Here is a 23,563-nt window from a genome sequence, read left to right as displayed (position 1 = left end):
GGGGCAGCTGCCAGGATCGGTTTAGGGTCCGTTCGATGGCGCGCGTGAAGCCTATTCACGGAGGCCGTTGCCGAAGCGATGGATCTTCCAGGGGGGGAGGAGGGGCGCCGGAATGGCCGAAGGCGGCACAAGCGGATTCATCCACAGGTCTCTCGTCAGCATCGGAGCCGCGAAGCTGGTGCCCACGAGCCGTGTCACGGCGCCGCTTCGATTCCCGCTGGCCAGCACGCCTTGCAGCACGACGCTCTGGTCGGTGGGATAGGCCCAGCTCGGCCCCTCGCGCCTTTGCCCAATCGTTCCTCTCCCGGGTCCACCGCTGCTGTACAGGGCCGGCATGGATGTCGTGGCGCAATAGCCCGCTGCGACATAGGTCGCCGCCCCGGTCGCGATGCCGCTCATGCTGCCGCGCGCGACGACGACCGCGGAAGGGACCGGCTGGTCGTCGATGAGTTGATCCGATGCCCGGCGGTAGCGCTTGGGATCGTAGCCCTCGCTGTCGAGGTAGCCGCTGCGGCCACGCCGCGCGCGGCCGAGGTTGGGATCGCTGCGCGCCAGATACGCGTGGGCCGTGCCAATGACCATGCCGGGTGTCGCCTTCAGGCGGACCTTCCATCGGCCGACCGGCGCCAGCGCAAAGCCGTCGGGTGCTGCGCCAGGGACCCTGGCCGTCGGCATGATCACCATCAGGATGACCTTCCGGTCCGTGAACTGGCAGGTCGGCAACGCGACAGTTCCGGCCGTCTGGTCGTCCGTCTCGGTGATCGTCTTGTACTTCACCTGAACCACTTCGCCTGTTGGCGACTCCAGGGACGCGTGCAGATCGCCGAAATTCGCACCGACGGGCAGCCAGATCTCGAGGTAAGCGGGCACCTGCGAATCGGCGGCCACGCACCAGTCGATCCGGCCGCCTCCACTGTACAGATCGAATTCCGCATGCGTTCGCCCCAGATGGTTGTTGCCGGTCGGCAGGACGATCTGAAGCTCGTAGCCTTGCGTCGGCGCTTTCTCGATCATCTCCTTCATGGCTGTCTCGAGGATGGAGCTGCCGTCGTGTGGGCCGGTCTGGGGGCCGTAACTGAGGTTGATGACCACCTTGCTCGCCTTCCCGCCCTTGTAGACATCGCGTGCATAGGAGCGAATCGCCTGGATGCCGTCCAGCGCATAGTGGTCGAGCCACATGCCCGAGGGATCGTCGAGTGCCGGCGTCGGCAGCTGCACAAAGGCCATGTCCTTGCGTCCAGGCGGCACGCTGGACGCCGGAAGCGGCTTCGCTGCGAAGTCCCGCGGACGCGGCACCATGCGACTCTTCCATCCCGCAGCGAGGCTCATCACCTGCGCGCCGTGGCTCGTGATCGAGCGCAGACTTGGCAGTCCGCTCTTCCGGTAGGCCGTGTCCTCGTTGACCGTGCCGCCGACCGTGGCGCTGGCGACGATCGCCTTCAACTCGTCGATCAGGAGGAAACGGCCGTAGTCGAACGGCGCGGGCTGCGGCGGCGAGCTCGCCTCGCCGCCCTGGTCCCAGATGAACCGCACGGCCAGCGCATGGGGTGCGGCATCCGAATGCCGCAGGTTCTTGTGCGCGAACGGACAGCCGTCGTCGATCACGCCGACCACGATGTCGGGGCCCGAACCGTCCAGCTGGATGTTCAACCGGTCGTCCAGCGGCATGCCCTGCGGCGTTCCAAGCTCGAAGCAGTCTGCGCCGAGCCACTTCTGCAACGCCGACAGCTGGGCCTGCAAGGCCCCGCGTTCGCCCGACACGGTCACGGTCGCGTGGCGAAAGCCCTGGTAGGTGGGACTGATCGATGCGCCGCGAAGCCTCCGCAGCGTCTTGACGCCGAAATTCAGCGGCTTGTCGAATCGCACCAGCAACACCATGGTCCGTTTGTCGTCGCAGTTGAGGTATCGGAGGTCGGTGTGCAGGGCCCACTGCAGATAGACATCGGCTCGCACCTTCGTCTTCAGCGGCAGTTCAGTGATGCGCATGGTTCGCCCCCGGTGTCTCTGTTGGCTGGACGGCTCAGAACTTCAGGCGCAGCGCCTTGCGCTCGTCGGCGCCCATGGCGTAGAGCTTCGTCAACACCGGCATGCTGGAGGCCGGGATGGTCTGCGCCGCCCCGACGACATAGCCGTCCGCAACCGCATTCGGGCCGATGGGATCATCCATGTCGAGGTCGAACTTCCTCCCGTCGATCGGCGTTCCGCCGGTGGTGACGCCGGTGAAGGTGCGCAGGCAGACCTGCGTGGTCCCGTCGAGGCGCGAGAGCAGATACTCCGCAATGCTGTGGCCGAGCAGGCGCCCGGCCACGCTGTCGGCCGGAAAGTGCACGCCCGCCACCACCCTGTTGGTCGCGATGCGCGCCGCCTGCAGGTACAGCTGCGTGCGCATGGCGCCGTAGGCTGCCGTCTTCGGCAGGATGCCGTCGAGCATGCGTGCGAGCACGAACGCCTGGGTGGAGTGACCGCTCGGAAAGCTGCCGTGGCCTGGCGTGGTGATCATCGGCTGGACCTGCTCGGAGTACTGGACCGGCCGCCAGCCTGCGAGCGCGTGCTTGAACTGCATTTCGATCAGCACGGTGAACTGGATGGCATTGACGAGCAGTTCGACCGTGTTCCGGTGGCGGTCCGGGTGCAGGCCGGTGACGGCGGCAACGAAGGCGAACTGGTTGTCGATCTGCGCGAGGATCTCGGGCGATCGCTCCATCCGGAGGTCCGCATAGCCCAGCACCATGCCGATCTGCCGCCGGAAGAATCGCCGCGGAGGCAGCTTCAGGCTGGCGATCGACGTGGTCCCGACCTTGAGCACGACCACATCGGTGCTCGGCGCCACGACATCCAGGTTCCGGCAGAGCTCCCATTGCAGAAGATGGGAGCGCACCCAGGGTTCCCAGCGCTCAAAGTTGTCCACGCCGTAGGTGCCGGGCTCCGCAGGGGGTTTTCTCGTCACGACCGAACCGGTGCCGGTCCCGTCGCGGCTCGCGATCAGCGCCGTGCAGACCAGCGGATTGGCGAACGCATCGGCGAGCGTCGGCGCGCCGGCTGCGGCGTACGCGCCGCCATAGCCACCGTAGCCTCCATACCCGCCGTAGCCCCCGTACCCGCCGTATCCACCGTAGCCCCCATAACCTCCGAGTTGCGACATGGTCTTCTCCTCAGTGATGTCAGCGCTTGACGTTCTAGCTTTCCTTCGCGCCCGCTGCGCGAAGCGCGTCCTTCAGCTTCTCCAGGTAGGCTGGTACGCGCTCGCGCGAGGGATAGCCCTGCGCGAATCGCGACACGCTGAACTGTGGATCCCGCAGCATCAGCTGCGCGAGAGTTTGGCGCGCGGCATCCGGCAGGCCGGCCAGGGATTGCGCGATGATCAACGAACGGTAGCTGGACAAGTGCGACGCGTTCACCCGCAGGGACTGCTCGGCATGGCTGATGGCGAGGTCGTAGCGCTCGGCCGAAATGGCGATCGAGGCCATCAACGAGTTGTAGTAGTACTTCAACGGGTCGAGCGGCGATAGCTCGAGCGCCCTCAGTCCCGCAGGCAGCGCCTCGGCTCCGTTGCCGTCGAACGCATGCACCATGGCCTTGAAGAGCCAGGCCAGCGATTCGTTCGAATTCCATTCGAGTGCCTGGCTGCAGCTCTGCAATGCCCGCTCCACGTCCTTCATCAGATGGCAATACACGAAGCCCTGCACGGCCCACGCCAGCGGATTGCCGGGCTCCAAATCCAGTGCGCGCCGCGTTTCCTGCAAGGCGAAATTCGCCTGCGACTTCGCGTCGTCGGTCAGGCCTCGCGTCGAGCACAGCACATACCACTTGGCAAGCCACACGCGCGGCAGTGCACACTGGCCGTGCCGCTCGATCAACGCGTCCAGCACCTCGCGCGTGCGAAGGAACTGCGACGACGCGCTTCGATGCATGAGCCCGATGCTGCCGAGAAGCATGGTGTAGCTCTGAAGGCTCGGCAGCGGCCGCACGAGCGCCTCATGCGCCTCGCTGTCGAGCAGCGCGCGATGACAGCCGTTGGCGATCGTGGCGCAAATTTCGCTGTGCATCTGCACGAGGTCCTCGACGTCGCCCGTCACGCGCTCGGCCCACGCGAATTCGTTGCGCTCGACATGGGTGAACTCCGCCATCACGAGCACCGTCTTTCCAGTGATGACATAGCTGCCCGACAGCACGAACTGCGCGCCCAGGTAGGCCTTCGCGTCGTCCAGATTGCCGGCCCGGCCGCGGAACGCCGATGTCGAGAGGTGCGAGATGACCTTGAGCTCCTGCGAGCGGCTGAGTTGTCCGATCACGCCCTCGGCGATCAGATCTCCGAGCGAATACTGCTCGGCCTGAACCGTGCGCGACACGAACGGCAGCACCGCGATGGTCGGGCGCAGCGAAGGCGCATTCGTGCGGGGCGTCCATGCCGGCGCGACTTGGCCCGCCGCCCGAATGCCATAGACGTGCAAAGGCTCGTTCACGTGCTTGAGATACCAGTTGCCAAGGTCCTCGATGTCGCCGTCCAGGCCGTCGACGAGACCATCGCGGGCCGATGCGGTGGCGACCGTCTGGCCGGGCTGTGCGAGCGAGGCGATGCGGGCCGCCAGATTGACCCCGGTGCCGTAGATGTCGTGCTCGCCCTCGTACACGTAGGTGGCGTGGAGTCCGATCCGCAGCTGCATGCGGCCACGATCCGTATCGCGGTGCTGCGCATCCAGCCAGCGGTGCATGGCCATGGCAGAAGCGGCGGCGCGAGGGGCGCTGTCGAACTCCACCATGAGGCCGTCACCCAGACTTTTCACCAAGTGTCCCTCGTTGGCAGGCAGGACCGATTGCGTCACATGCCTCAGGAAGGCATCCCATCGTTGAATGATGCCCAGCTCGTCCGTTTGCATCAGGGTCACCGATTCGACGAGGTCGACCACCAGGACGACCTTCTCATGGCGCTGGAAGTGAAACCCGACCGATGCGGCAGTTGGGATGTTGGAAGCGCCTGGAGACAAGGTCATCCCCTCGTTCGGCGAGCAGTGCAGCAAGGATGCCCGCGATCGCCTTGCTCGCAAGACACGCCCTTTTTTGAACGTTTTGATTACATCCGAGCCCGTGCCATTCGTCAAAGGCCATGGATGCGCGGTTCCGCCGCCATTCGACATGCATTATGTTAAATGGAGAATTTTCATGACCCGGACCCGGAGGAGTTCGTCGCGCACGCGAAGGCGGGCAGGGAGCCGCTGGCCCTCTTGGCAAAAAACAAGGAACCACGTCACAAACTGCGCGAATACAACGCAGTCCATCTGGACGGTTCACACACTGCGCCCGCCGGAGCAAAGTGTCGGATTGTCGACTCAGGAGCGGACCATGGACTCAGCGATCTTCACCCTTGGCGCACTGGCCGTCCTGGTGGCGGCCGGCTGGGTCATCGACCTCCTCGTGCATCGCGAGCCACCCACTCGCATGCAGCGCCTGATGGCCACGCAGATTCGGCGATCCTCGGCGGCGATCCGCGGTCAATGATGCAGCCCGTCAGTTGGCTTTTTCCGCCCTCTTGAACTGGCGCACGCGGTTGCGGTCCGCCCACGCTTGAACTGCATGCTGGCGTGACCTACGCTTGCGCGACAACACGACGGAGACCGCCATGACCCTCACGACGACAGCCCCATTCCCCAACCCGTACGGCAACTTCCAGCCGCTCTTCGAGTGGCAGGCGGCCTGGGTCGAAAGTTTGATGCAGGCGCAGAAGCTCCAACTCGAGATGCTGAGTGCCTGGCGCAACCCACTTGTCATGAATCAAGAGCTGTGGGACCAGTGGATTGCGCATTTCGGTGGGGGTGTTCCCATCGACGCGTAGCTGCGGATCAGTTCCTCGAGTCGCGCTGCGCGCTGCTGTGAGGATCTGCGTTCTGGCGTCGACGGAAGCGGGCGCGGAGGAGGGCGGTCCACCACCAGATCAGCGCTGCATTGACGAACAGGCCGAGCGTGACGATGACCGCCGCGCGATCCGCGAACCCCTGACCGAAGTCGAGGAGCAGGAGGGCGAGCGACCAGGGCAGGGCGCAGAGAATCGCGACCGATAGCAAGACGCTCTGTTCGGTGGGCCGCAGCGCAGCCATCGCCAGCGTGATCGCGATCGCGGAGCAGGCGCCTGGCAGCCACCAGGCATGACGACACAAGAGCTGCAGGCGAGGGGTGCGCATGGATAAATTGTGCGGTGCCTGAGCCGTAGGCGCCCGTGCAATTTCACACGCAAGACCTGAGGTTCCGTGTTTGTCGCGCGCCGCCCACAGCACGCAGCTGGCCACCGAATCCGGCCGGCCCTTTCCGCGACCGCCCAGGCATCGATGTCCGGGGCGCAAGATGAGGCCCGGCGGCATCGCGCCCCCGGGCCTGGACTTCCTTTCGTGCTGCATTTGCCTACGAGAGGCCGCGTTTGCCTACGTGAGAGGCGCACAGGAAGTCCAAGCCATGACTCTACGCCTGGAGGCCAGGTGTGTGGCAGTAGCCATCAAGACTTCATGGAATCGGTTCGTTTCAGCAGCCACAAAGTGTTCGATACGGGTCGGCCAGCCACTATGCGGCACCGGGCGCAGGTTGCTTGTGGGCCACAAAGTGTCGGATTCGTGAGCAAGTTGACGCGATACGGCGTTAGGTGTATTGCGCCGCGTTGCGGCGAAGCCTAATCTTGCGTTCGAGCTTGTCGGACGATATTTCCTTACGCAATAACTACTTACGTCGGATTTTGCATGTTGGCCGCATCGCTGATCCTCCTGCTCCTTGTCGCGTGGGAGCTGCGCCTCCAGATCTGGTTGGGCAGGGCCGTGTGCATCAGGGTGAGGCGCTCGGGGTGGATCGTCCTCGAGGTGCGGAGACGCGTTTCGATGCTGCGGTTGCCGCATCATGTGTCGGAGTTTCCGGTTCCGCGCGAGGAACGCGTCCTGGTCCTTCGATTTCTTGGCATCGTGCTTTGGCATGAGGAAATGAGTGTGGCGCTTCCCGATACCGCATGCGAGCACCTTGCGGAGATCACGCCACAAGACTTTGATCGCCAATTTCCGATCTGGCTGCGTGTCGCCAACAGCCCGGGTTGAGCATCGGATGGGCGTATCGCCTTCGGTCGGAAGGCCCGCTGCGACTCGCTGAATTCGGAGTCGGCGTCGTGGTCGCGCCGGTGCCAGTCCGCGATGAATTCCTGAGCCCCCGCAGCAGCGCGCCAGCTTCTTCCTGCTCCTGAAGTCCCATGGGCAAGGGTAGCGCTGAATAAGCCGAAACATTCCGATGGCCAAGTACGGCAGGCCAGAAGAAGTTGCCGTGGTCGTCGAGCAACTGCTCGGTGCATTGTCGGATTACATGACCGGCGCGAACTTGCTGCACGACGGCGGATTCACGCGCGCGTACTGAGCGCACTGAACTCGCGAACGGCTCGCGGACCGGGCGACGGGTCGGACGAGGTCATGACCCATGGGCGCTTCATAAATGCGCGCACGTGCCCTATGCCGCGAAGGCATGGCCGAGGCGCAGGCGCAACGACGGGTCACGGCGTTGTCATGCGCCCTGCATCTAATGCTCCATCAGCAAACGAGGGTGACCCATGCAGGCAGATCCGAGGTTCTGGCGGATCGGCACAGCGCTGCTCCCGATCCTGACCGTGTCGGCCTGCGGCGGCACGGCGGATGCCGGTGGCCAGGCGGGCATCCGGTACGCGCCCTGACCCAGATAACTCAACGAGAAGAAAACGCATGACCTCACGACGCAAGTTCCTGCAAGGCACAGCCACCGGCACCGTGGCGGCCGCCACGCTCGCTGCCTTCCCGCCAAGCATCCGCCGCGCGCTGGCCATCCCTGCGCACAACGCCACCGGCACCATCAAGGACGTCGAACACGTGGTGATCCTGACGCAGGAGAACCGTTCCTTCGACCAGTACTTCGGCACGCTGCGCGGCGTGAGGGGCTTTGGCGACCGCTTCACGATTCCGTTGCCGCAGGGGCGCAGCGTCTGGCAGCAGAACGACGCCAACGGGCAGCCGGTGCTGCCCTACCACCTGGACGGCAGCAAGGGCAACGCGCAGCGCGTGAGCGGCACGCCGCACAGCTGGGTCGACGGCGAGAACGCCTGGGATGGCGGGCGAACCTACCAGTGGCCCCGCTACAAGGGCGCCAACGCGATGAGCTACTTCAAGGAGGCCGAGCTGCCCTTCCAGTTCGCGCTGGCCAATGCCTTCACGCTGTGCGACGGCTACCACTGCGCGATGCACACCGGCACCAACTCGAACCGCATGTTCCTGTGGACCGGCACCAACGGGCCGACCGGCGCCGGTGTCGCTTCGGTCAACAACGAATGGGATTCGATCGACGCCTCCACGCTCGGCTACCAATGGAAGACCTATCCCGAGCGCCTGCAGGAGGCCAAGGTGAGCTGGATCGTCTACCAGAACATGCCCGACAACTTCGGCGACAACCCGCTCGCCGGCTTCAAGCAATACCGACAGGCCAACGAGGCTTCTGGCAAGCCGGTGAGCAACGAGGCCCTGTCGCCCGCCTACGACCCGGCGAGCGACGATGCGGGCAACCCGCTGTACAAGGGGATCGCCAACACGATGCCGGGCGAACTCGGCAACGCCGACAGCTATTTCGAGCGCTTTCGCTCGGATATCAAGTCTGGCAAGTTGCCGCAGGTGTCCTGGGTGGTGGCCCCGGCCACGTATTCCGAACACCCGGGACCGTCGAGCCCGGTGCAGGGCGCCTGGTACATCCAGGAAACGCTGGACGCGCTGACCGCGGTGCCCGAGGTATGGAGCAAGACGGTGCTGTTCATCAACTTCGACGAGAACGACGGCTACTTCGACCACTACCCGTCACCTGCGGCGCCCTCGATCAATCCCGACGGCACGGCGGCGGGCAAGACCACGCTGCGCGAAGCCGCGGTGGCGTTCGAGCGCTTCAACTATCCGGCCCCGCCCGGCACCACCAGCCAGCCCGCGCCCGATGGCCGCGTCTTTGGACCCGGGATCCGCGTGCCGATGTACGTGGTCTCTCCATGGAGCCGCGGAGGCTGGGTCAACTCTCAGGCCTTCGACCACACATCGGTGATCCGCTTCCTTGAAAAGCGTTTCGGCGTGAAGGAGCCCAACATCAGTCCCTTCCGCCGCGCCGTGTGCGGGGACCTGACCAGCGCCTTCAATTTCGAGCGGCCCAACGACGAGCGGCTGCCCACGCTCGCCGGCCGCAAGAGCCGGGCCCAGGCCGACGCATTGCGCGCGCAGCAGGATCAACTGGCGCAGATCGTGCCGCCGGCCAGCCCGTTGCTGCCCGTGCAGGCCACCGGCACGCGGCCGTCTCGCGCGCTGCCTTACGAACTGCACGTGAGCGCCCGTTGCGACGGCCTGCGCGGCCGCGTCAAACTGATCTTCGCCAACACCGGCGACGCCGGCGCGGTGTTCCACGTCTACGACAAGCTCAACCTCGAGAGGCTGCCGCGCCGCTACATGGTTGAGCGCAACGATCGGCTCGACGACGACTGGGTGGCGACCGACAACGCCGGCAAGTACGACCTGTGGGTGCTCGGCCCCAATGGATTTCATCGCCACTTCAAGGGCGACCTGAACACGTTGAAGTCTCGCGACGCGCCTGAACCTGAAATTCGCGTCGGCTACGACGTGCGCCGTGGCGACATCCACCTGAAGGTGCGCAACGACGGCGAGCGAGCCTGCTGGTTCACGGTGACGGCGAAGGCCTACTTCAAGGATCGCGGCGACAGTTCATGGCGCGTGCGGGTCAAGGGCGGCGAGGATGCAGGCAGGCACTGGGAGCTGGACGCCAGTGGCCAGTGGTACGACTTCGAGGTGCTATGTGACGCTGACGCCGCTTGGTCCAGGCGCTTTGCGGGCCGGGTGGAGACCGGCCGGCACTCGGTCAGCGATCCGGCGATGGGGATGCCGGGCAACTGAGAGGCAGCGCCTTGGGGCGGCGCAGGCGACAGCAACGGCGACAGCGCCTGGGGATGCGGCTCAACGCCATCAACCCGTCGCTGTACCTGCGCCACGTGCTGGAGCGCTTCGACGGTCACCTGCGCAGCACCACCCACCGCTGCAGCAACACCCATCGGCCGCTCACCAACCCGATGCCAGCCAGCACCAGTACGCTGCCCAGGACAAATGGGGTCTCAAGAGATTCTCCGAGTAGCCCGACACCCAGAACAACCCCGAAGAGTGGCGTGAGAAACGAGAACACGCCGAGCCGGGAGGCCAGGTAGCGGCGAAGCAGCCAGCACCAGGCCAGAAAGCTCGCGAAAGAAACGATCAGACTCTGGAAGCCCAGGTGCATCCAGACGACCGCTGAGGGCTCGAATCGCATCTGACCCGTCAGCCAGGAGGCTGGCAGCAGCAAGACGAAGGCGCCCATCAGCTGGTACAGGAGCGTCTCGGTAGCAGGCGCAGACGCCAGGCTGGAGCAGCGGATCGTCACGGTGGTGGCGCCCCAGGCCGCGCCTGCCAACAGTGCCAACCCGTCTCCCAACAGCGCGCGACTGTCTCTGCTGGCGGAAGAAGTGGCGTCTGCGCCAAGGAAGGCGAGCGCGATGCCCCCGAATGCCAGCGCGATGCCTGCCACCTGCTGCGCACCGAGCCGCTCCGCCGGCAGTCGCAGATGCAATCCCAGAGCGGCGAAGACGGGCGCCGTGTAGAGGAACACGACGACATGCGACGCGCCGGTCAGGCGCAGCGCCTCGGCCACAAGCAGGTACTCCAGCCCGAAGAGCGCGCCGACCACCAGTCCCGGCTTCCAGCGCCTCGCGTCCGGCCTTTCACTGCGGCGGCGCATGAGCACCGCCAGCAGCACCAGCGCGACGGCGGACCGCAGCGCCACCATCAGCATCGGACTGACTTGGTCGGCGACCGCCTTCAGCGAGATCTGCTGCAGGCTCCAGATCAGGCACAGCAGCGCCATGACACCCATGGCGCGGGCGTCGAGGCGGCCAGGCGCGACAAGCTGTTGCTCGTTCGAGCCAGGGGCAGGAAGACGAGGTGACAAGGCATTGAGGGAATTCATGATGGCTGCACTGTGCCGCGCGATCATTAAAGCGGAAAGCGCATAATTTGAGGTCAAACAATCCGTTTATCGAATAGATGAGGGACCTCCAGATCGATTGGCTGAAGAGCTTCGTCGCCGCCGTCGACGCCGGCTCGCTCTCGAGCGCCGCACCGGAGGTCCACCGGTCGCAGTCGGCGGTGAGCATGCAGCTCAAGAAGCTGGAGTCGGCCGTGGGCTGTCAGCTCATGGTCCGCAGCGCCCGACAGCTCCAGCTGACGCACGAGGGGCAGACGCTGCTGGGTTATGCCCGACGCATGCTCGATCTGCAGGCCGAGGTGCAGGCAGCGCTTCACGGCGAGGCCATCTCGGGCCTGGTGAGGCTCGGGGTTCCCGATGACTTCGCGAGCAAGTACCTGACGCCCGTCCTCAAGCGATTTGCGCCCCGCCATGGAGGCGTCGAGATCCAGTTGGACTGCGAACAGTCGACCTTGCTCATCCCGCGTGTGGCCCGGGGGGAACTTGACCTGGCCCTGGTCTCGCGGGACCACAACCGGCGCGGCACCTTGCTTTTCCACGAACCCATGGTCTGGGTCGGCGCTGCGCAGTTCGACATCTGGACCCGCAACCCGCTACCCATCGCCGTCTACGAAGAGGGGAGCCTGGGCCGCCGAAGCGCCATCAATTCATTGGCGCTGCAGGGGCGTCCCTACAAAGTCGTCTACAACAGCTCCAGCCTGGCCGGGCAGATCGCAGCCGTCGAAAGCGGACTGGCCGTCGCGGCACTGACGCAGTGCAGCGCTCCTGCACAGCTGCAGGTGCTGGGGATCGAGCACGGACTGGGGCCGCTTGAACCGATGCAGGTGGCCCTCTATCGCCCCCAATGGCCAGGTCAAACTGCTCCACCTGTGGCCACCCAAACTGCTCCAGGCAGGACGGGTCGGATTATGCCGTGACGGGGGTTGATGCGATGCGTGCGACGGCCTCCTTGAGTCGATAGCTCTTGCCCTCGAACTCGAGCATCGCCGCGCGGTGCATGAGGCGGTCGAGGATGGTGGTGCCCATGGTGGCGTCGCCGAGGTATTTGCCCCAGTCCTGCACGACGCGATTGGAAGTGACGATGAGGCTGCGGCGCTGCTTGTATCGCTGGTGCACGACGGCTTGCAGAAGTTCGGCGCCGGCCTCGCTGATGCGGCGTGCGAGGAAGAGATCGTCCAGCACCAAGAGCGCGGGCTCGATATAGCTGCGCAGTATCTTGGCCTGCTCGGCGTGGCTGGACAGGCCGTAGTGTGCGAACTCGGTGTCGGCTTCGACGTACCGGACGTCGTGACCCTGCAGAGTGGCCTGGTAGGCCACGGCCTTGGCGATGTGGCTCTTGCCGGTTCCAGGCTTGCCGATGATTAGCGCGTTGGCGCCTTCGGCGATGAACTTGAGGGTATGCAACTCGAAGCATGCCTGACGCGGCAGCTTGGGGTTGAAGCGCCAGTCGAAGTCGCCCAGGGAGAGTCGCTCGTCGAGCTTGGAGTGCTTGAAGCGCCGCTCGGTTAGGCGCGATCGACGTCGATCGAGTTCGTCCTGCAGCATGGCGGCGAAGGTCTCCAGGAAGGGCTGCTGAGCGGACTGGGCCTGCATCAGTCGGGTGTTCAACGTGTCGGCAATGCCAGACAGGCGCAGCTCGCGCAAGACGCGTTCGATCTCATTCATGTTCATGGTGGGTGCCCGGGATGGTTGCGGGATGGAAGACGGGGCGCGCAGCGCCACGGGCGAACAGATCGGCGTACACGTCGGCCGACTGGATCAGCGGGTGCTCCTGGATCAGCGACAGCTGCGAGCCTTGCACGGGCGTGGTGGAATCGATGGCGGCCAGCGCGTCGGCCACGAGCTTCTCGGTCAACGTCTTGACGTGGCGATAGCTGTGCACGCCCTCGGCGATGGCGCGCGCACAGGCACTGTCGACGAGGCGACGCGGATAGCGCTCGGCCAGGCCCACGATGCCCCACAGCTTGCGCTGCCCCACGCGGCCCTCGATGGCGAACAGCATCTGGCACAGTCGTTCCGCGTCGGGGCCGATAGCCTTGGCCTGACCGAGGATTCGGTGCGTCTCGCGTGAAGGGTTGAACACGCGCTCTTCGTAAGGCAGCACAACCGTGCCGGGCCGGTCGACGCGTTCGTGCGTGCGCAGCAGCGCCTGCGTCTTGAGATCGCGCACCTCGATGCGGTGCTCGAACACGCGCACCAGAACGCGACTGCCGATGGGAGCCGGCCGGGCGGCGTAGCTGCTGTGATCGACGCGCACACAGGTGTCGTCACACACGGTACGCTGCGACTCGGTGAAGTACTGCATGCCCAGCAGCGGCAAGGGCTGCAGGTGGGGACGCTCCTCCTCGAACATAGCCTGCACCTGACGGCGCGCGCTGCCGTGGATGCGCGAAGCGGCCCAGCGGCTCTCCCAATGTTCGAGGAAGTCGTTCTGCTCGTCGATGGACTCAAAGCGCCGGCCCTTCAAGGCCGTGGCCTGCGTGTGGCCGATGGCGTTCTCCACGGTGCCTTTGCGATTCGGATCTCGGACCCTGGCCGGGTCGCCGACCACGCCGTAGTGTGCCAGCGCGGCGGCATAGACAGGGTTGAGCAGTGGCTCGTACAGATCGGGCTTGAGCACGCCTTCCTTCAGGTTGTCGAGCACCACGTAACGGCACGATCCGCCGAAATAGCGCCATGCCTGCTCATGCAGCCGGGCCCAGACCTCCTGGCTGGACTTCCAGACCACACACCGGAAGCTGCGTCGGGAATAGCGCAACGTGGCCACGAACAGGCGCGGCTTGCGGAAGCGCTCGGTGCCCTTCACGCGCGTGGGCGCACCCTCGCCGTAGTCGACCTGCATCTCCTCGCCGGGCTGGAACGACAGACGGTCGAACTGCTGCGGTTCGCGCTTGCGCAGCCTGGCGGCGAAACGCTTGACCGAGTTGTAGGCCGCGGTGAAACCAAACTGGTCGACCAAGTCTTGGTACACGGCCATCGCGTTGCGGTTGAGCTTCAACTGCGACTCGATGAAGGCGCGGTGCGGCTCGCATGCCGACGTGATGCTGCTCGGCGTTGACCCGGGCGGCCGGGTCGGTGGCCAGGGTGGAGCAGTTTGCGCCGGCGCGCCGGCAGTTGCGCCCGGTGGCTCGGCGTCGCCTTGGCTGGCGAATTGCTTCTGATAGCCGCGAATGGTGTGGCGCGAGATGCCCGTGACGCGCGCGATCTCTCGCTGCGTCGCGCCGTTGCGCAACAGGGTCCAGATGGTGGTTTGTAGATGTGGCTTCAAGACGTTCAACCTGTGGGCTCCCTCGGGAATCGAGGGAGTAAGTAAACGTCCTGCCGGCCAGCCTCCGATCTACGACGACGCCGGAATCAGCGCCTCAAACACCGGTGGCCAGGTGGAGCAGTTTGAGTGGCCACAAGTGGAGCACTTTGGGTGGCCATCGGGGCTATCGCAGTGCGGCCTCGCGCGGCTCAAAGGCCGTCGATAGTCTCCAGCGCATGCTGCTGCAGACGCTTCGCCACACGCGGCCCGTTGCGTGAAGCAGGCCGAAGTCATGGCCGCGCCCCGATTCGAGGGCATCAAGTTGGGGATGATGTTGATCTGTTGGGCGCCGATCCGATGCGGGAGCTGGGCACGGTCGCTCGCGATCTTGAGGAAGTCGTCGTGCCTTTCAACGGGCGAATTCATAGAGACCCTGATCGTTGTTACTGCCGCGAAATGCTCGGCCAAGAATGCGACTGCCTCGACGAGCACAAGCTTCCCCGACGCCCAGCGATGCCGCATCGGGATGGCTGAGGGCACGAAGCGGTCGAGGTGAACCTCGTGCCCACCCGGCGATACGGTCACTGCCTCGATGGTCCCGACATGTGTCTCGCCATCGTCGAAATACATGAGTTCCCCGAGTTTCATCGTCGAGATCGCCGGCCTCGACCGGCAGGCTTGCGGGGGAACCCATCTCGGCTCGACGGGCGCCTCGCGCCCGATTCGCATTCTCAAGATCGAGAACAAGGGCCGTTCCAATCGCCGGGTCCGCATCGGCTTGCAGGGCCTGTGATGCGCACCGCGCTCCTCGCCCTGTGGGCCCGCCCCGTCTGGTTGTTGTGGCTGCCGCCCGCGTTCTGGGCCGGAAACCTCGTGCTGGGCCGCGCGCTCGGGCCTGTCTTTCCCCCGATCTCTCTAGCGGTCGGTCGTTGGGTCGTAGCGCTCGCAGTGTTGACCCCATTCGTCTGGCGGCAGGTCTGTCGGGAACGCGATCTGCTTGCCCGACACTGGATGCTCATTGCCGCCTGCGGCGCCTTCGGCATCGCCGGCTACAACGCACTCCGCTACTTGGCCTTGCAGACCGTGCCCGCCGCGAGCGTCGCGTTCCTCAATTCGAAGCCCAGAATGTGTCCGAGGGAACTTGCTCAAGTCAACGGTCATTATCGCCCTGGTCCCCCACCGCCGCCCGGGCCACCGCCACCGGGTCCACCACCACCGGGTCCACCGCCGCCACCGGGGCCACCACCAGGGCCGCCCCCGCCGCCCGGACCTCCACCGCCCCCGGGGCCGCCGCCACCAGGACCTCCACCGCCCCCGGGGCCACCACCACCAGGACCGCCACCTCCGGCGCCTCCACCTCCGGCGCCTCCACCACCGGCGCCTCCACCACCAGCGCCACCACCAGCGCCACCACCACCAGCGCCACCACCACCAGCGCCACCACCACCAGCGCCTCCACCACCGGCGCCTCCACCACCGGCGCCTCCACCACCAGCGCCACCAGCGCCACCACCACCAGCGCCACCACCACCGGCACCGGCACCACCGCCTCCGGCGCCACCACCACCGCCGCCGCCGGAGCCGCCCCCACCCGCGCCGGCCCCACTACCGGCGCCTGCTCCGCCGCCAGCGGACCCAGCAGCGCCAGCGCCGCTGCCGCCCGCAGCCGCGCTACCAGCACCTGCCGCGCCTGCGCCGGCGCCGGCTGCCGCAGAGCCAGCGCCTCCACCAGGATCGTGGCCTGAACCGAACGATGCCGCGAATCCGGAACTTCTCTTGGACGCAATTGCCGCGTCGACTCCAAGAGCCGAGTTGGCAATCGATGCCTGCTGAGCGACTTGCCCCGCTGGGGAGGGCCCCAAGCAGATCGTCTCTCCGAACGGGTTGTAGCGATCGCATGAGAGGTTGCTTGGCGTCGCGGTGCGAACGCTGGCCTTGCTCGGATCGGCTCTTGCGCGAGTCGCTTGCAAGGCCTCATATCCTTGCGGCTTCGCGAGCGCGACCGGCGGCGAAATCGGGACAGGCTGGGGTTCAATCCGCGCACTGATGGCCGGGAGTGAAATCGCTTCTCGTTTTTCCGGCGTTGGCGACACGGCCTGATCCCGCCGACGCGGGACCGTTCGCCGCTCATGGGCGGGGGCACTCGGCACCGGCGAGGCTTCAAAGCTGGGCGCCTCTTCCTGGGCCTGCACTTCCTTGGCACGCAGCTCCTGGGCACGCAGCTCCTGGGCACGCACTTCCTGGGCGCGCTCTTGCTGGGCGCGCTCTTGCTGGGCACGCTCTTGCTGCGCTCCCGCCTCCGTTGGCAGCTCAGCTTCCGGCAATCCAGCAGACGGTTGTTCGGCCACGGGCGGGCCGTCGCGCTCCGCCGTCATCGCGACCGGCGACGAGATCACGGGCGTATCCTGCGCGACCCGGAACGAGGGGGAGAGGATCGACGACAAACTTGCCAGCGGCTGTATGGGAAAAGGGCCGAGGCCCGAATGCCAGTACACGAGCGCCGCTGCTGCCAGAGGAGGACCGACCAAGAGCAGCATCAGAAAGATATTGATGCCTGGAGGCGACCGAGACCGAGTGGAACGAACGGGGATGGAATCGACAACGGGCGCAGGCCGGAATTCGCGCAGCGTCTTCTCCGGGGGCAGGTACGCGTTGCCTGTGTCCGGCATCGTCTGAACAAACGCCGCCGCATCGAACCGTATCCCCGAGAACTTGCCAGCACAACCGCGGCAGTACCTGGCCCGGTCCCGGTTGGGCGTGTGGCATGCGTCGCAGTACTTGGTCACGCTTGTTCCCCACCTCTTTCGAGGAACGCTCGCAACTACCTCAAAGGAATCAACGAGGTGACGATGACGAGCGAATTGATCACCAGGAAGAAGGCCGCGAAATCCACGGCGGACGCTCGGCGCGGCACGGCGAGCTCGTCCCATTGGGACGCAGCCACGGTCCCCAGTTCCTTGGCAAGATAAAAGCCCGTGAGCTTGTGGGAGCAGCATTTGCAATAGCGTGCCGAGCCGATGTTGATCGTGTTGCAGGCATTGCATACCTCCGCCGAACTGGCCCCCATCCGCAGCCGGACCAGATCGATCAAGCTTCCGAAGGCGGTGAACTGCGCAGGCGCTGTCTCGGCGAGCGATTCGGTGGCGGTCATTGGATCTCTCCTCGGCGCACATGAGTGGCCGGTCCGATGGACGATGCTTCGCGATTGCAGGATGGATGCACCTTCGCCCGGTCGAGGACCCGCCGCAGTCTCTCCTCCGCGACGGCAATCCTGGCGAACAGTCGCAGATCCACGTCCGACGGCCCCGACCCGAGGCCTTCGAGTTGGCTGCGATACGCGGTGACGATTCGCAGCTGAATCGCTTTTCGCAAATTCACTGCGGCAGTCCAGGCCCTGCGCGCGCTCATCTCGGCAATCACCGGCGAGCTACGCGCCGCGCTTGCCCTGCTTCGCGCACTCGGCGCCACTCCGCCCGCTTCTCTGCTCGTGGATGCGGCGGCGCGCGTACTTAACATTTCTCTCTCCAGGGTCGTATGGGAACGTTTCACATTTCGTTGTCATACACTGATTGCGCCGGATTTGTAAGACAGACGCGCATCTGTTTGTCCCGTTGGTAACCAGCGGTTAATGTCTCTCGTGAACGCGGAGCATCGAGTTGCAAAAGAAGGCTCCTGCAGCCCGGTCTCCCATCGGGTGGCTCCGTGGAACGACCGGACGCGACGGGCCGAGACGGACGATGCGCTGGTGCTCAGGACGACCTCGCGGCGCCATCGAAGCGATTGCGCTGGACGGCGAGCGCTCGTTCATCCATTGCCGCTACGCTGCAGCTTATGGCCCCTGCGCGTGAGCTACGCCGCGCTCGACTTTCCAGTCGGACACGAGCATGCGGATCTCGCTGCTGCCACCCGTTCCCTGAAGGATGTTCGCGAAGTCATACCCCTTGGTGACCACCAGGCCGAGAGGCCCGGCGAAGAAGAAGGCCCCCGCATCCACGAGGCGTGGCGGGCCACATCACCGTACGCGATCCGCAATGGACGGACCATTTCTGGGTCAATTCCATGGCGGTCCATTTTTTTCAGACCCGGACCCGATCGAAGGCTCGACCGTGACAGCCTGACCTCCCCGTGTCCTACAGCAGTTCAAGCGCCGCTACCACCCGGGACACGGCGCGCCTCGCTAGATTGAAAGCAGTGGTCCGGTCGAAGCACCGATTTCATCCAACTTGCGAAGGAAGCGATATGAACAAGGACCAGGTGGCAGGTCGCGTCGAAGAGGCCAAGGGCAAGGTGAAGGAAGTGGCCGGCAAGGTCACCGGCAGCGACAAGCTGAAGACCGAGGGCCTGGTGGAGCAGGCAGCCGGCAACGTGCAGAAGACCTACGGCGACGCCAAGGAAAAGGCCAAGGACGCTCTCAAGAGCGTGCCGCACCAACGGTGAGACTGAAGGGCCCGGGCGACACGGTCGCGCGCGCCCTTCTATTTGACTGACAGGAGGTTTCCCATGACTGATCTCAACCGGATTTCGAGGCACTCCCGCAGCTGGACAGTGGTGATGCTGGGAGCTGGCGCGCTTGCCCTGGCGGCTTGCGGTGACAAGGCCGGCAACGAGACTGCGGGGCAGAAAGTGGATTCGGCGATCGCGAAGACCGAGCGGGCCGGTGCCGACGCCAAGGCGAAGGCAGACCAGATGGTCAGCGATGCCAAGGCCAAGACGGAGTCGACGGCCGCCAGCGTGGCCGATGCAGTCGACGATGCGTCGATCACGGCCGCCGTCTCGACGGGCCTTGCGAAGGACCCCGAGCTGAGCGCCATCAAGATCGACGTCGACACCAAGGGCGGCATGGTGAGCCTGAACGGTCCTGCGCCCAACGCAGCGGCCAAGGCACGTGCCGAGGAGATCGCGAAGTCGGTCAAGGGCGTCAGCGCGGTCAGCAACCACCTCGAGGTGAAGGCGATGTGATCCGCCGCCCGCCCGTAGGATCACGGCCTACGGCGGTACACCCAATTTAGGATTCTGACAGTTCGAAGTCCACGGTTTCCGGCAGCACCGGGCCTGCCGCTGCATGGCGATGGCGCGGCCGGGCCAGACGGCGCTCAGCGGGATGTGCGGGCGCTTCGTCATGGGTGAGGCCGATCGTCTTTCGTCGAGCGCGATGGCCATACGGTAGCAGGCGGACTCGCTGTTGTGGAGCCGTCGCGGCGCAGCGGATCGTGCGGGCCCGGCCGCGACGCGAGCCGGCTCTTGGGCCACCAGTCCTCGATGCGGTCCGCGGCCCATTCCTTGCCCGCGAGGCCGAAGGCCAGGGCCAGCGCGAACACGACGCCGCCGAGGATGATCAGGAAACTCTGGCGCACGATGTCGCCGCCCACCTTGATCTGGTCCAGCGCGATCAGCACCACGAACAGGAGAATCGCGTACTGCGCCACCTTGCCCAGCAGCAGGACGTCCTGCATGCCGGCGTTGCGGCCGTAGGTACTCGCCGCATCACCGACGAACTTCGCGAAATAGGCGCCCAGGACCAGGATCAGCATCGCCACGAAGACATTGGGAACGAACCACATGATGCGTCCGAGCAGTTCGGCCACATGGCTCAGACTCAGGCCGTTGAAGGCGACGATCAGCGCGGCGAGGATCACCGTCCAAAAGGCGAGCACGCCGAAAGCCATGGTCGAATCCGACACCATGCCACCCTGGCGCAGGAAGTTGTCGATGCCGGCCCGCTCGGTCAGCACGTGGAAGTTGATGGCATTCAGCCCGCGGATCACGGCGAAGCGAACCACCTTCGCGATCAGCCAGCCGGCGACGAGGATCAGCGCCGCGAAAACCAGTCGCGGAACGAAGGCACCGATCTGGAATAGAAAGGCGCGCAGCGGCTCCAGGTAGAAATTGAGGGTGTCCATGGACTCTCCAGGGGTTGCTGTGGGAGGAGGGCGGTGAGCCTTTTGCGATCAGCGCGGGGCGTGGCGCTCGAGCAGCGCCAGGATGCCCTGAAGCGGAACCGGCACCCAGTCGATGCGGTTGCCGAGTTCGTAGCGAAGCTCATAGAAGGCTTTTTCGAGCTCGAAGAGTTCCAGCAGCTGCGGATCCACCGGCCCGCCCTCCGCCGCCAGCGCGCCGGCATAGCCTGCGAGAAAGGCTTTGCGGGTATCGCGCTCCCAATCGCGGGCGGCGGCGTCGAGACGGGCCAGTTCATCGACGTTCTGCGCCGCACGGCGCAAGGTGCTCCAGCGCGCATAGTTGAACGAGCGCAGCATGCTCGCGACATCGCACAGCGGCGACCGCTTGGTGCGCCGCTCCTCGATCGAACGCGCCGGCTCGCCCTCGAAGTCGATGATCACGAAGTCATTGCGCGTCAGCAGCACCTGACCCAGGTGGTAGTCGCCGTGGCAGCGCGTTCGACGGCCCGAATTGCCATCGATGCGCAAGTCGTCGATGAAGGCGTCGACCGCGTCGGCCTGCGCCAACACGCGGTTCGCGTCCTCCTGTGCGGCGGGGCCCAGGCCGGTGATGCTCTCGCGCAACTTCGCCAGCGTGCCCCGCGCCTCGGCGCGCACCGTGTCGCGGACCGCACGCAGGTCGACCTCCGTCATCGGTTCGGGGTCAAAGGCCGGGTTGCCGATGCGCCGTCCAAGCGCGTTGTGGAGTTCGGCGGTGCGTTGGCCGAGGATCCCAATCAGCGCAAGAAAGGCGCCGTGCGGATTGGCCGGTCGATCGCCGTCGAGGTCGCGCAACTCGTCCAACACGCGTTCCAGGTAGGCCAGCGTGTAGGCCCAGCCGTCGCCTTGGTTCGGCACATAGGCCTGCAGCAGCGCGAGGGTCAGCACGGTGCCGTCTTCGCCCAGGTACTCCAGCGCGCCGGCCACGGGCACGCTGTGCAGGAAGCCGGCTTCCTCGGTCAGGAATCGTCCCATCTCGAGTTCTGGATTCACGCCCGGGCGCAGTTGGCGATAGCCCTTCAGGAACAGGGTCTCGCCGAGCGTGACCACCGTGTTGCTGCTCAGCGTGGTGGGGCGGCTGACCTCGAGCCCGGCGATGGCGTCCAGTACCAGCTCGCGGCCCAGCGAGGTCGGCCGGAAGTGCAGTCGCCCGCGCGCGGTCGGCAACTGCATGCCCTGCACGATGGCGCGACCCAGGGCGCGACAGAAACTCTCGTCGAAGAAGGCGTCGCCCATGACGCCGACATTGGCCTTCTGGCGCACCTTGGCGATGGCGGCCGGCTGGAGGCATTTCATGCGCTGCTCGTCGCGGTCCTCCCAGGCGAGCGCGAGCGGCATGAAATAGGTGGCCTTCTCGGGTGGCCCTTCGAGTTCCAGCAGCGGCAGCATCCAGCTGTTGCCCCCATCTTCCCAGATCGCCTGGTCGGCCAGGCGCGCGCGCTTGATCGACGCCCCCTTGGTGGCATACCAGCGCTGGGCCTCGATGTGGGGCGGCAGCGTGTCGGTCTCGAACTGCTTGACCAAGCGGTCTGCGAAGCCGATGCGCCAGGGCATCACGCGGTCCTTGAGCAGGCTGGTCCAGCCGTCGAAGAGAACGATCACCGGGCGATCCAGCAGCGCCACGCCTTCCTGGTGCCAGCTCGGCATTGGCGCTTCGTCGGTCAGCTTGAACCAGTAGAAGCCGTGCGACGGCAGGGTGAGCAGGTAGGGCAGTTCGCCGATCGGCGGAAAGGAGGTGCGCCCGAGCATCTCCACCGGCACCCGGCCCTTGAAGGCCGAAAGGTCGAGCTCGACGGGCTGGGCCGCGCGCGAGAGATTGAACACCGACAGGATCACGTCGTCATCGTGCTCGCTCAGATAGGCGAGGATCTTGCGGTTGCCGGGCTTCAGAAAAGTGCGCCGGCCGCGGCCGAAGGCGCGGCTGGTCTTGCGTACCGCGAGCATCCGCCGGGTCCAGTGCAGCAGCGAGCTCTTGTCGCGCAGCTGGGCCTCGACATTGACGGCCTCGTAGCCGTACATCGCGTCCATGATCGGCTGCAGATAGAGGCGCTGCGGGTCGGCGCGCGAGAAGCCCGCGTTGCGGTCCGGACTCCATTGCATCGGCGTACGCACGCCGTTGCGGTCGCCGGCGAAGACGTTGTCGCCCATGCCGATCTCGTCGCCGTAGTAGATGATCGGCGAGCCCGGCATCGAGAGCAGCATGCTGTTCATGAGCTTGATGCGGTCCTTGTCGTTGTCCATCAGCGGCGCCAGACGCCGTCGAATGCCCAGGTTGATGCGCGCTTGCTGGTCGACCGCATAGGTCGTGTACATGTAGTCGCGCTCGCGGTTGGTCACCATCTCGAGCGTCAGCTCGTCGTGGTTGCGCAGGAAAATGGCCCATTGGCAGCCCTCCGGAACCTCGGGCGTCTGCTGCAGGATCTCGACGATCGGATCGCGCTCCTCCTGCGCGATCGCCATGTACATGCGCGGCATCAGGGGGAAGTGGTAGGCCATGTGGCACTCGTCGCCCTCGCCGAAGTACTCGCGCACGTCCTCCGGCCACATGTTGGCCTCGGCCAGCAGGAAGCGGTTGCGGTAGTTGGCGTCGATCGCGGCGCGCAGCTTCTTGATGACCACGTGCGTCTCGGGCAGGTTCTCGTTGGAAGTGCCGTCGCGTTCGATCAGGTAGGGGATGGCGTCGAGCCGGAAGCCGTCGACGCCCATGTCGAGCCAGAAGCGCATGGTGCCGATGACGGCTTCCAACACCCGCGGGTTGTCGAAATTCAGATCGGGCTGGTGGCTGAAGAAGCGATGCCAGAAAAAGGCCTTGGCCACCGGGTCCCAGGTCCAGTTGGACGTCTCCGTGTCGGTGAAGATGATCCGTGTACCCTGGTAGCGCTGATCGGTGTCGCTCCAGACATAGAAATCGCGTTCGGGTGAGCCCGGCGGCGCGTTGCGCGCGGCCCGGAACCACGGGTGCGCGTCCGAGGTGTGGTTGATGACCAGTTCGATGATCACGCGCAACTCGCGCCGGTGCGCCTCTTCGAGCATCTCGCGGAAATCCTGCAGCGTTCCGTACTGCGGATGCACGTCCTCGTAGGCCGAGATGTCATAGCCGTCGTCGCGCAGCGGCGAGGGGTAGAAGGGCATCAGCCAGATCGTGTTGACCCCGAGATCCTTGACATAGTCGAGCCTGCCAGCGAGCCCCTTGAAGTCGCCGACGCCATCGCCGTTCGAATCCACGAAAGCCTTCACGTTGCACTGGTAGATCACCGCGTCGCGATACCAAGTCGGGTCGCCCGAGGTGTCAATCTCGGTGGTCTCGAGCGCCAGCGTGGGCAACGGAGCGGTCATGCGA

19 protein-coding genes and 3 pseudogenes are annotated in these 23,563 nt (G+C 65.6%); 11 read left to right on the top strand and 11 right to left on the bottom strand.

Annotated elements, in window-relative coordinates; translation table 11 throughout:
• Positions 1-51: 51 nt before the first annotated feature.
• From AC1DYD_RS31150 to AC1DYD_RS31140, 3 genes are read right to left on the bottom strand one after another with little or no spacing between them, the layout of a single operon-like run.
• Positions 52-1,986 carry a S8/S53 family peptidase gene (locus tag AC1DYD_RS31150; RefSeq protein ID WP_478176607.1) on the bottom strand — a complete coding sequence of 645 codons (1,935 nt, stop codon included), beginning with the start codon at positions 1,984-1,986 and terminating at the stop codon, positions 52-54.
• A 34-nt stretch (positions 1,987-2,020) separates the two neighbouring features.
• Positions 2,021-3,142, bottom strand: a complete 1,122-nt coding sequence (locus tag AC1DYD_RS31145; RefSeq protein WP_478176606.1) for a phosphatase PAP2 family protein — start codon at positions 3,140-3,142, stop codon at positions 2,021-2,023.
• A 34-nt stretch (positions 3,143-3,176) separates the two neighbouring features.
• On the bottom strand, positions 3,177-4,991 hold the full coding sequence (locus tag AC1DYD_RS31140) for an adenylate/guanylate cyclase domain-containing protein (RefSeq protein WP_478176605.1): 1,815 nt from the start codon (positions 4,989-4,991) through the stop codon (positions 3,177-3,179).
• A gap of 349 nt (positions 4,992-5,340) precedes the next feature.
• Between AC1DYD_RS31140 and AC1DYD_RS31135 the strand changes: the two genes are divergently transcribed.
• Complete coding sequence (locus AC1DYD_RS31135) at positions 5,341-5,496, top strand: hypothetical protein (RefSeq protein WP_478176604.1); 156 nt, start codon at positions 5,341-5,343, stop codon at positions 5,494-5,496.
• A 121-nt stretch (positions 5,497-5,617) separates the two neighbouring features.
• Positions 5,618-5,830 (top strand): hypothetical protein, encoded by a 213-nt coding sequence (locus tag AC1DYD_RS31130; protein ID WP_478176603.1) that lies wholly within the window; start codon positions 5,618-5,620, stop codon positions 5,828-5,830.
• A gap of 7 nt (positions 5,831-5,837) precedes the next feature.
• On the opposite strand, the gene AC1DYD_RS31125 is transcribed toward AC1DYD_RS31130, so the two are convergent.
• Positions 5,838-6,176 (bottom strand): hypothetical protein, encoded by a 339-nt coding sequence (locus AC1DYD_RS31125; RefSeq protein WP_478176602.1) that lies wholly within the window; start codon positions 6,174-6,176, stop codon positions 5,838-5,840.
• Between the two features lie 546 nt (positions 6,177-6,722).
• On the opposite strand from AC1DYD_RS31125, the gene AC1DYD_RS31120 reads away from it, so the two are divergent.
• From AC1DYD_RS31120 to AC1DYD_RS31110, 3 genes are all read left to right on the top strand, one after another.
• Complete coding sequence (locus AC1DYD_RS31120; RefSeq protein WP_478176601.1) at positions 6,723-7,067, top strand: hypothetical protein; 345 nt, start codon at positions 6,723-6,725, stop codon at positions 7,065-7,067.
• Positions 7,068-7,236: 169 nt separating this feature from the next.
• On the top strand, positions 7,237-7,377 hold the full coding sequence (locus tag AC1DYD_RS31115; protein ID WP_478176618.1) for an SDR family oxidoreductase: 141 nt from the start codon (positions 7,237-7,239) through the stop codon (positions 7,375-7,377).
• A 338-nt stretch (positions 7,378-7,715) separates the two neighbouring features.
• Entirely contained in the window at positions 7,716-9,923 is a 2,208-nt protein-coding gene (locus AC1DYD_RS31110; RefSeq protein WP_478176600.1) for a phosphocholine-specific phospholipase C, read from the top strand.
• A 115-nt stretch (positions 9,924-10,038) separates the two neighbouring features.
• On the opposite strand, the gene AC1DYD_RS31105 is transcribed toward AC1DYD_RS31110, so the two are convergent.
• Positions 10,039-10,929 (bottom strand): DMT family transporter, encoded by an 891-nt coding sequence (locus tag AC1DYD_RS31105; protein ID WP_478176617.1) that lies wholly within the window; start codon positions 10,927-10,929, stop codon positions 10,039-10,041.
• A gap of 170 nt (positions 10,930-11,099) precedes the next feature.
• Here AC1DYD_RS31105 and AC1DYD_RS31100 point away from each other — a divergent pair, with 170 nt between their 5' ends.
• Complete coding sequence (locus tag AC1DYD_RS31100) at positions 11,100-11,957, top strand: LysR substrate-binding domain-containing protein (RefSeq protein WP_478176599.1); 858 nt, start codon at positions 11,100-11,102, stop codon at positions 11,955-11,957.
• Here AC1DYD_RS31100 and istB read toward each other — a convergent pair.
• Together istB and istA are read right to left on the bottom strand one after the other, a co-directional pair.
• On the bottom strand, positions 11,947-12,711 hold the full coding sequence (gene istB, locus AC1DYD_RS31095; RefSeq protein ID WP_478176598.1) for an IS21-like element helper ATPase IstB: 765 nt from the start codon (positions 12,709-12,711) through the stop codon (positions 11,947-11,949). The genes AC1DYD_RS31100 and istB overlap by 11 nt on opposite strands.
• Positions 12,698-14,317, bottom strand: coding sequence for an IS21 family transposase (istA, locus tag AC1DYD_RS31090; RefSeq protein WP_478176597.1), 1,620 nt, complete (start codon positions 14,315-14,317; stop codon positions 12,698-12,700). Before istA ends, istB begins: the two co-directional genes overlap by 14 nt.
• A gap of 616 nt (positions 14,318-14,933) precedes the next feature.
• Here istA and AC1DYD_RS31085 point away from each other — a divergent pair.
• Both AC1DYD_RS31085 and AC1DYD_RS31080 read left to right on the top strand, forming a co-directional pair.
• A pseudogene (locus AC1DYD_RS31085) lies at positions 14,934-15,080 on the top strand (alanyl-tRNA editing protein); the annotation flags it as partial.
• Positions 15,080-15,421 (top strand): annotated as a pseudogene (locus AC1DYD_RS31080) (EamA family transporter); the annotation flags it as partial. The pseudogenes AC1DYD_RS31085 and AC1DYD_RS31080, both read left to right, overlap by 1 nt.
• A gap of 16 nt (positions 15,422-15,437) precedes the next feature.
• On the opposite strand, the gene AC1DYD_RS31075 reads toward AC1DYD_RS31080, so the two are convergent.
• Both AC1DYD_RS31075 and AC1DYD_RS31070 read right to left on the bottom strand, forming a co-directional pair.
• Positions 15,438-16,073, bottom strand: coding sequence for a hypothetical protein (locus tag AC1DYD_RS31075; protein WP_478176596.1), 636 nt, complete (start codon positions 16,071-16,073; stop codon positions 15,438-15,440).
• Positions 16,074-17,108: 1,035 nt separating this feature from the next.
• Positions 17,109-17,438, bottom strand: a complete 330-nt coding sequence (locus AC1DYD_RS31070) for a hypothetical protein (RefSeq protein ID WP_478176595.1) — start codon at positions 17,436-17,438, stop codon at positions 17,109-17,111.
• 845 nt (positions 17,439-18,283) lie between these two features.
• Between AC1DYD_RS31070 and AC1DYD_RS31065 the strand changes: the two are divergent.
• The 3 genes and pseudogenes from AC1DYD_RS31065 to AC1DYD_RS31055 form a co-directional block, all read left to right on the top strand.
• Positions 18,284-18,373 (top strand): annotated as a pseudogene (locus AC1DYD_RS31065) (class II aldolase/adducin family protein); the annotation flags it as partial.
• A 153-nt stretch (positions 18,374-18,526) separates the two neighbouring features.
• Positions 18,527-18,724, top strand: a complete 198-nt coding sequence (locus AC1DYD_RS31060; protein WP_478176594.1) for a CsbD family protein — start codon at positions 18,527-18,529, stop codon at positions 18,722-18,724.
• A 63-nt stretch (positions 18,725-18,787) separates the two neighbouring features.
• Positions 18,788-19,246 (top strand): BON domain-containing protein, encoded by a 459-nt coding sequence (locus AC1DYD_RS31055; protein ID WP_478176593.1) that lies wholly within the window; start codon positions 18,788-18,790, stop codon positions 19,244-19,246.
• Between the two features lie 158 nt (positions 19,247-19,404).
• On the opposite strand, the gene AC1DYD_RS31050 is transcribed toward AC1DYD_RS31055, so the two are convergent.
• Entirely contained in the window at positions 19,405-20,187 is a 783-nt protein-coding gene (locus AC1DYD_RS31050; RefSeq protein ID WP_478176592.1) for a mechanosensitive ion channel family protein, read from the bottom strand.
• Positions 20,188-20,235: 48 nt separating this feature from the next.
• Positions 20,236-23,559: a maltose alpha-D-glucosyltransferase gene (gene treS / locus AC1DYD_RS31045; RefSeq protein ID WP_478176591.1), complete on the bottom strand. Its 3,324-nt coding sequence runs from the start codon at positions 23,557-23,559 to the stop codon at positions 20,236-20,238.
• Between the last annotated feature and the right edge of the window lie 4 nt (positions 23,560-23,563).

The organism is Variovorax sp. P4_B11 (assembly GCF_056402355.1).
Note: the sequence above shows the minus strand (reverse complement) of the source record. Positions and strands in the feature narration are given on the sequence as shown.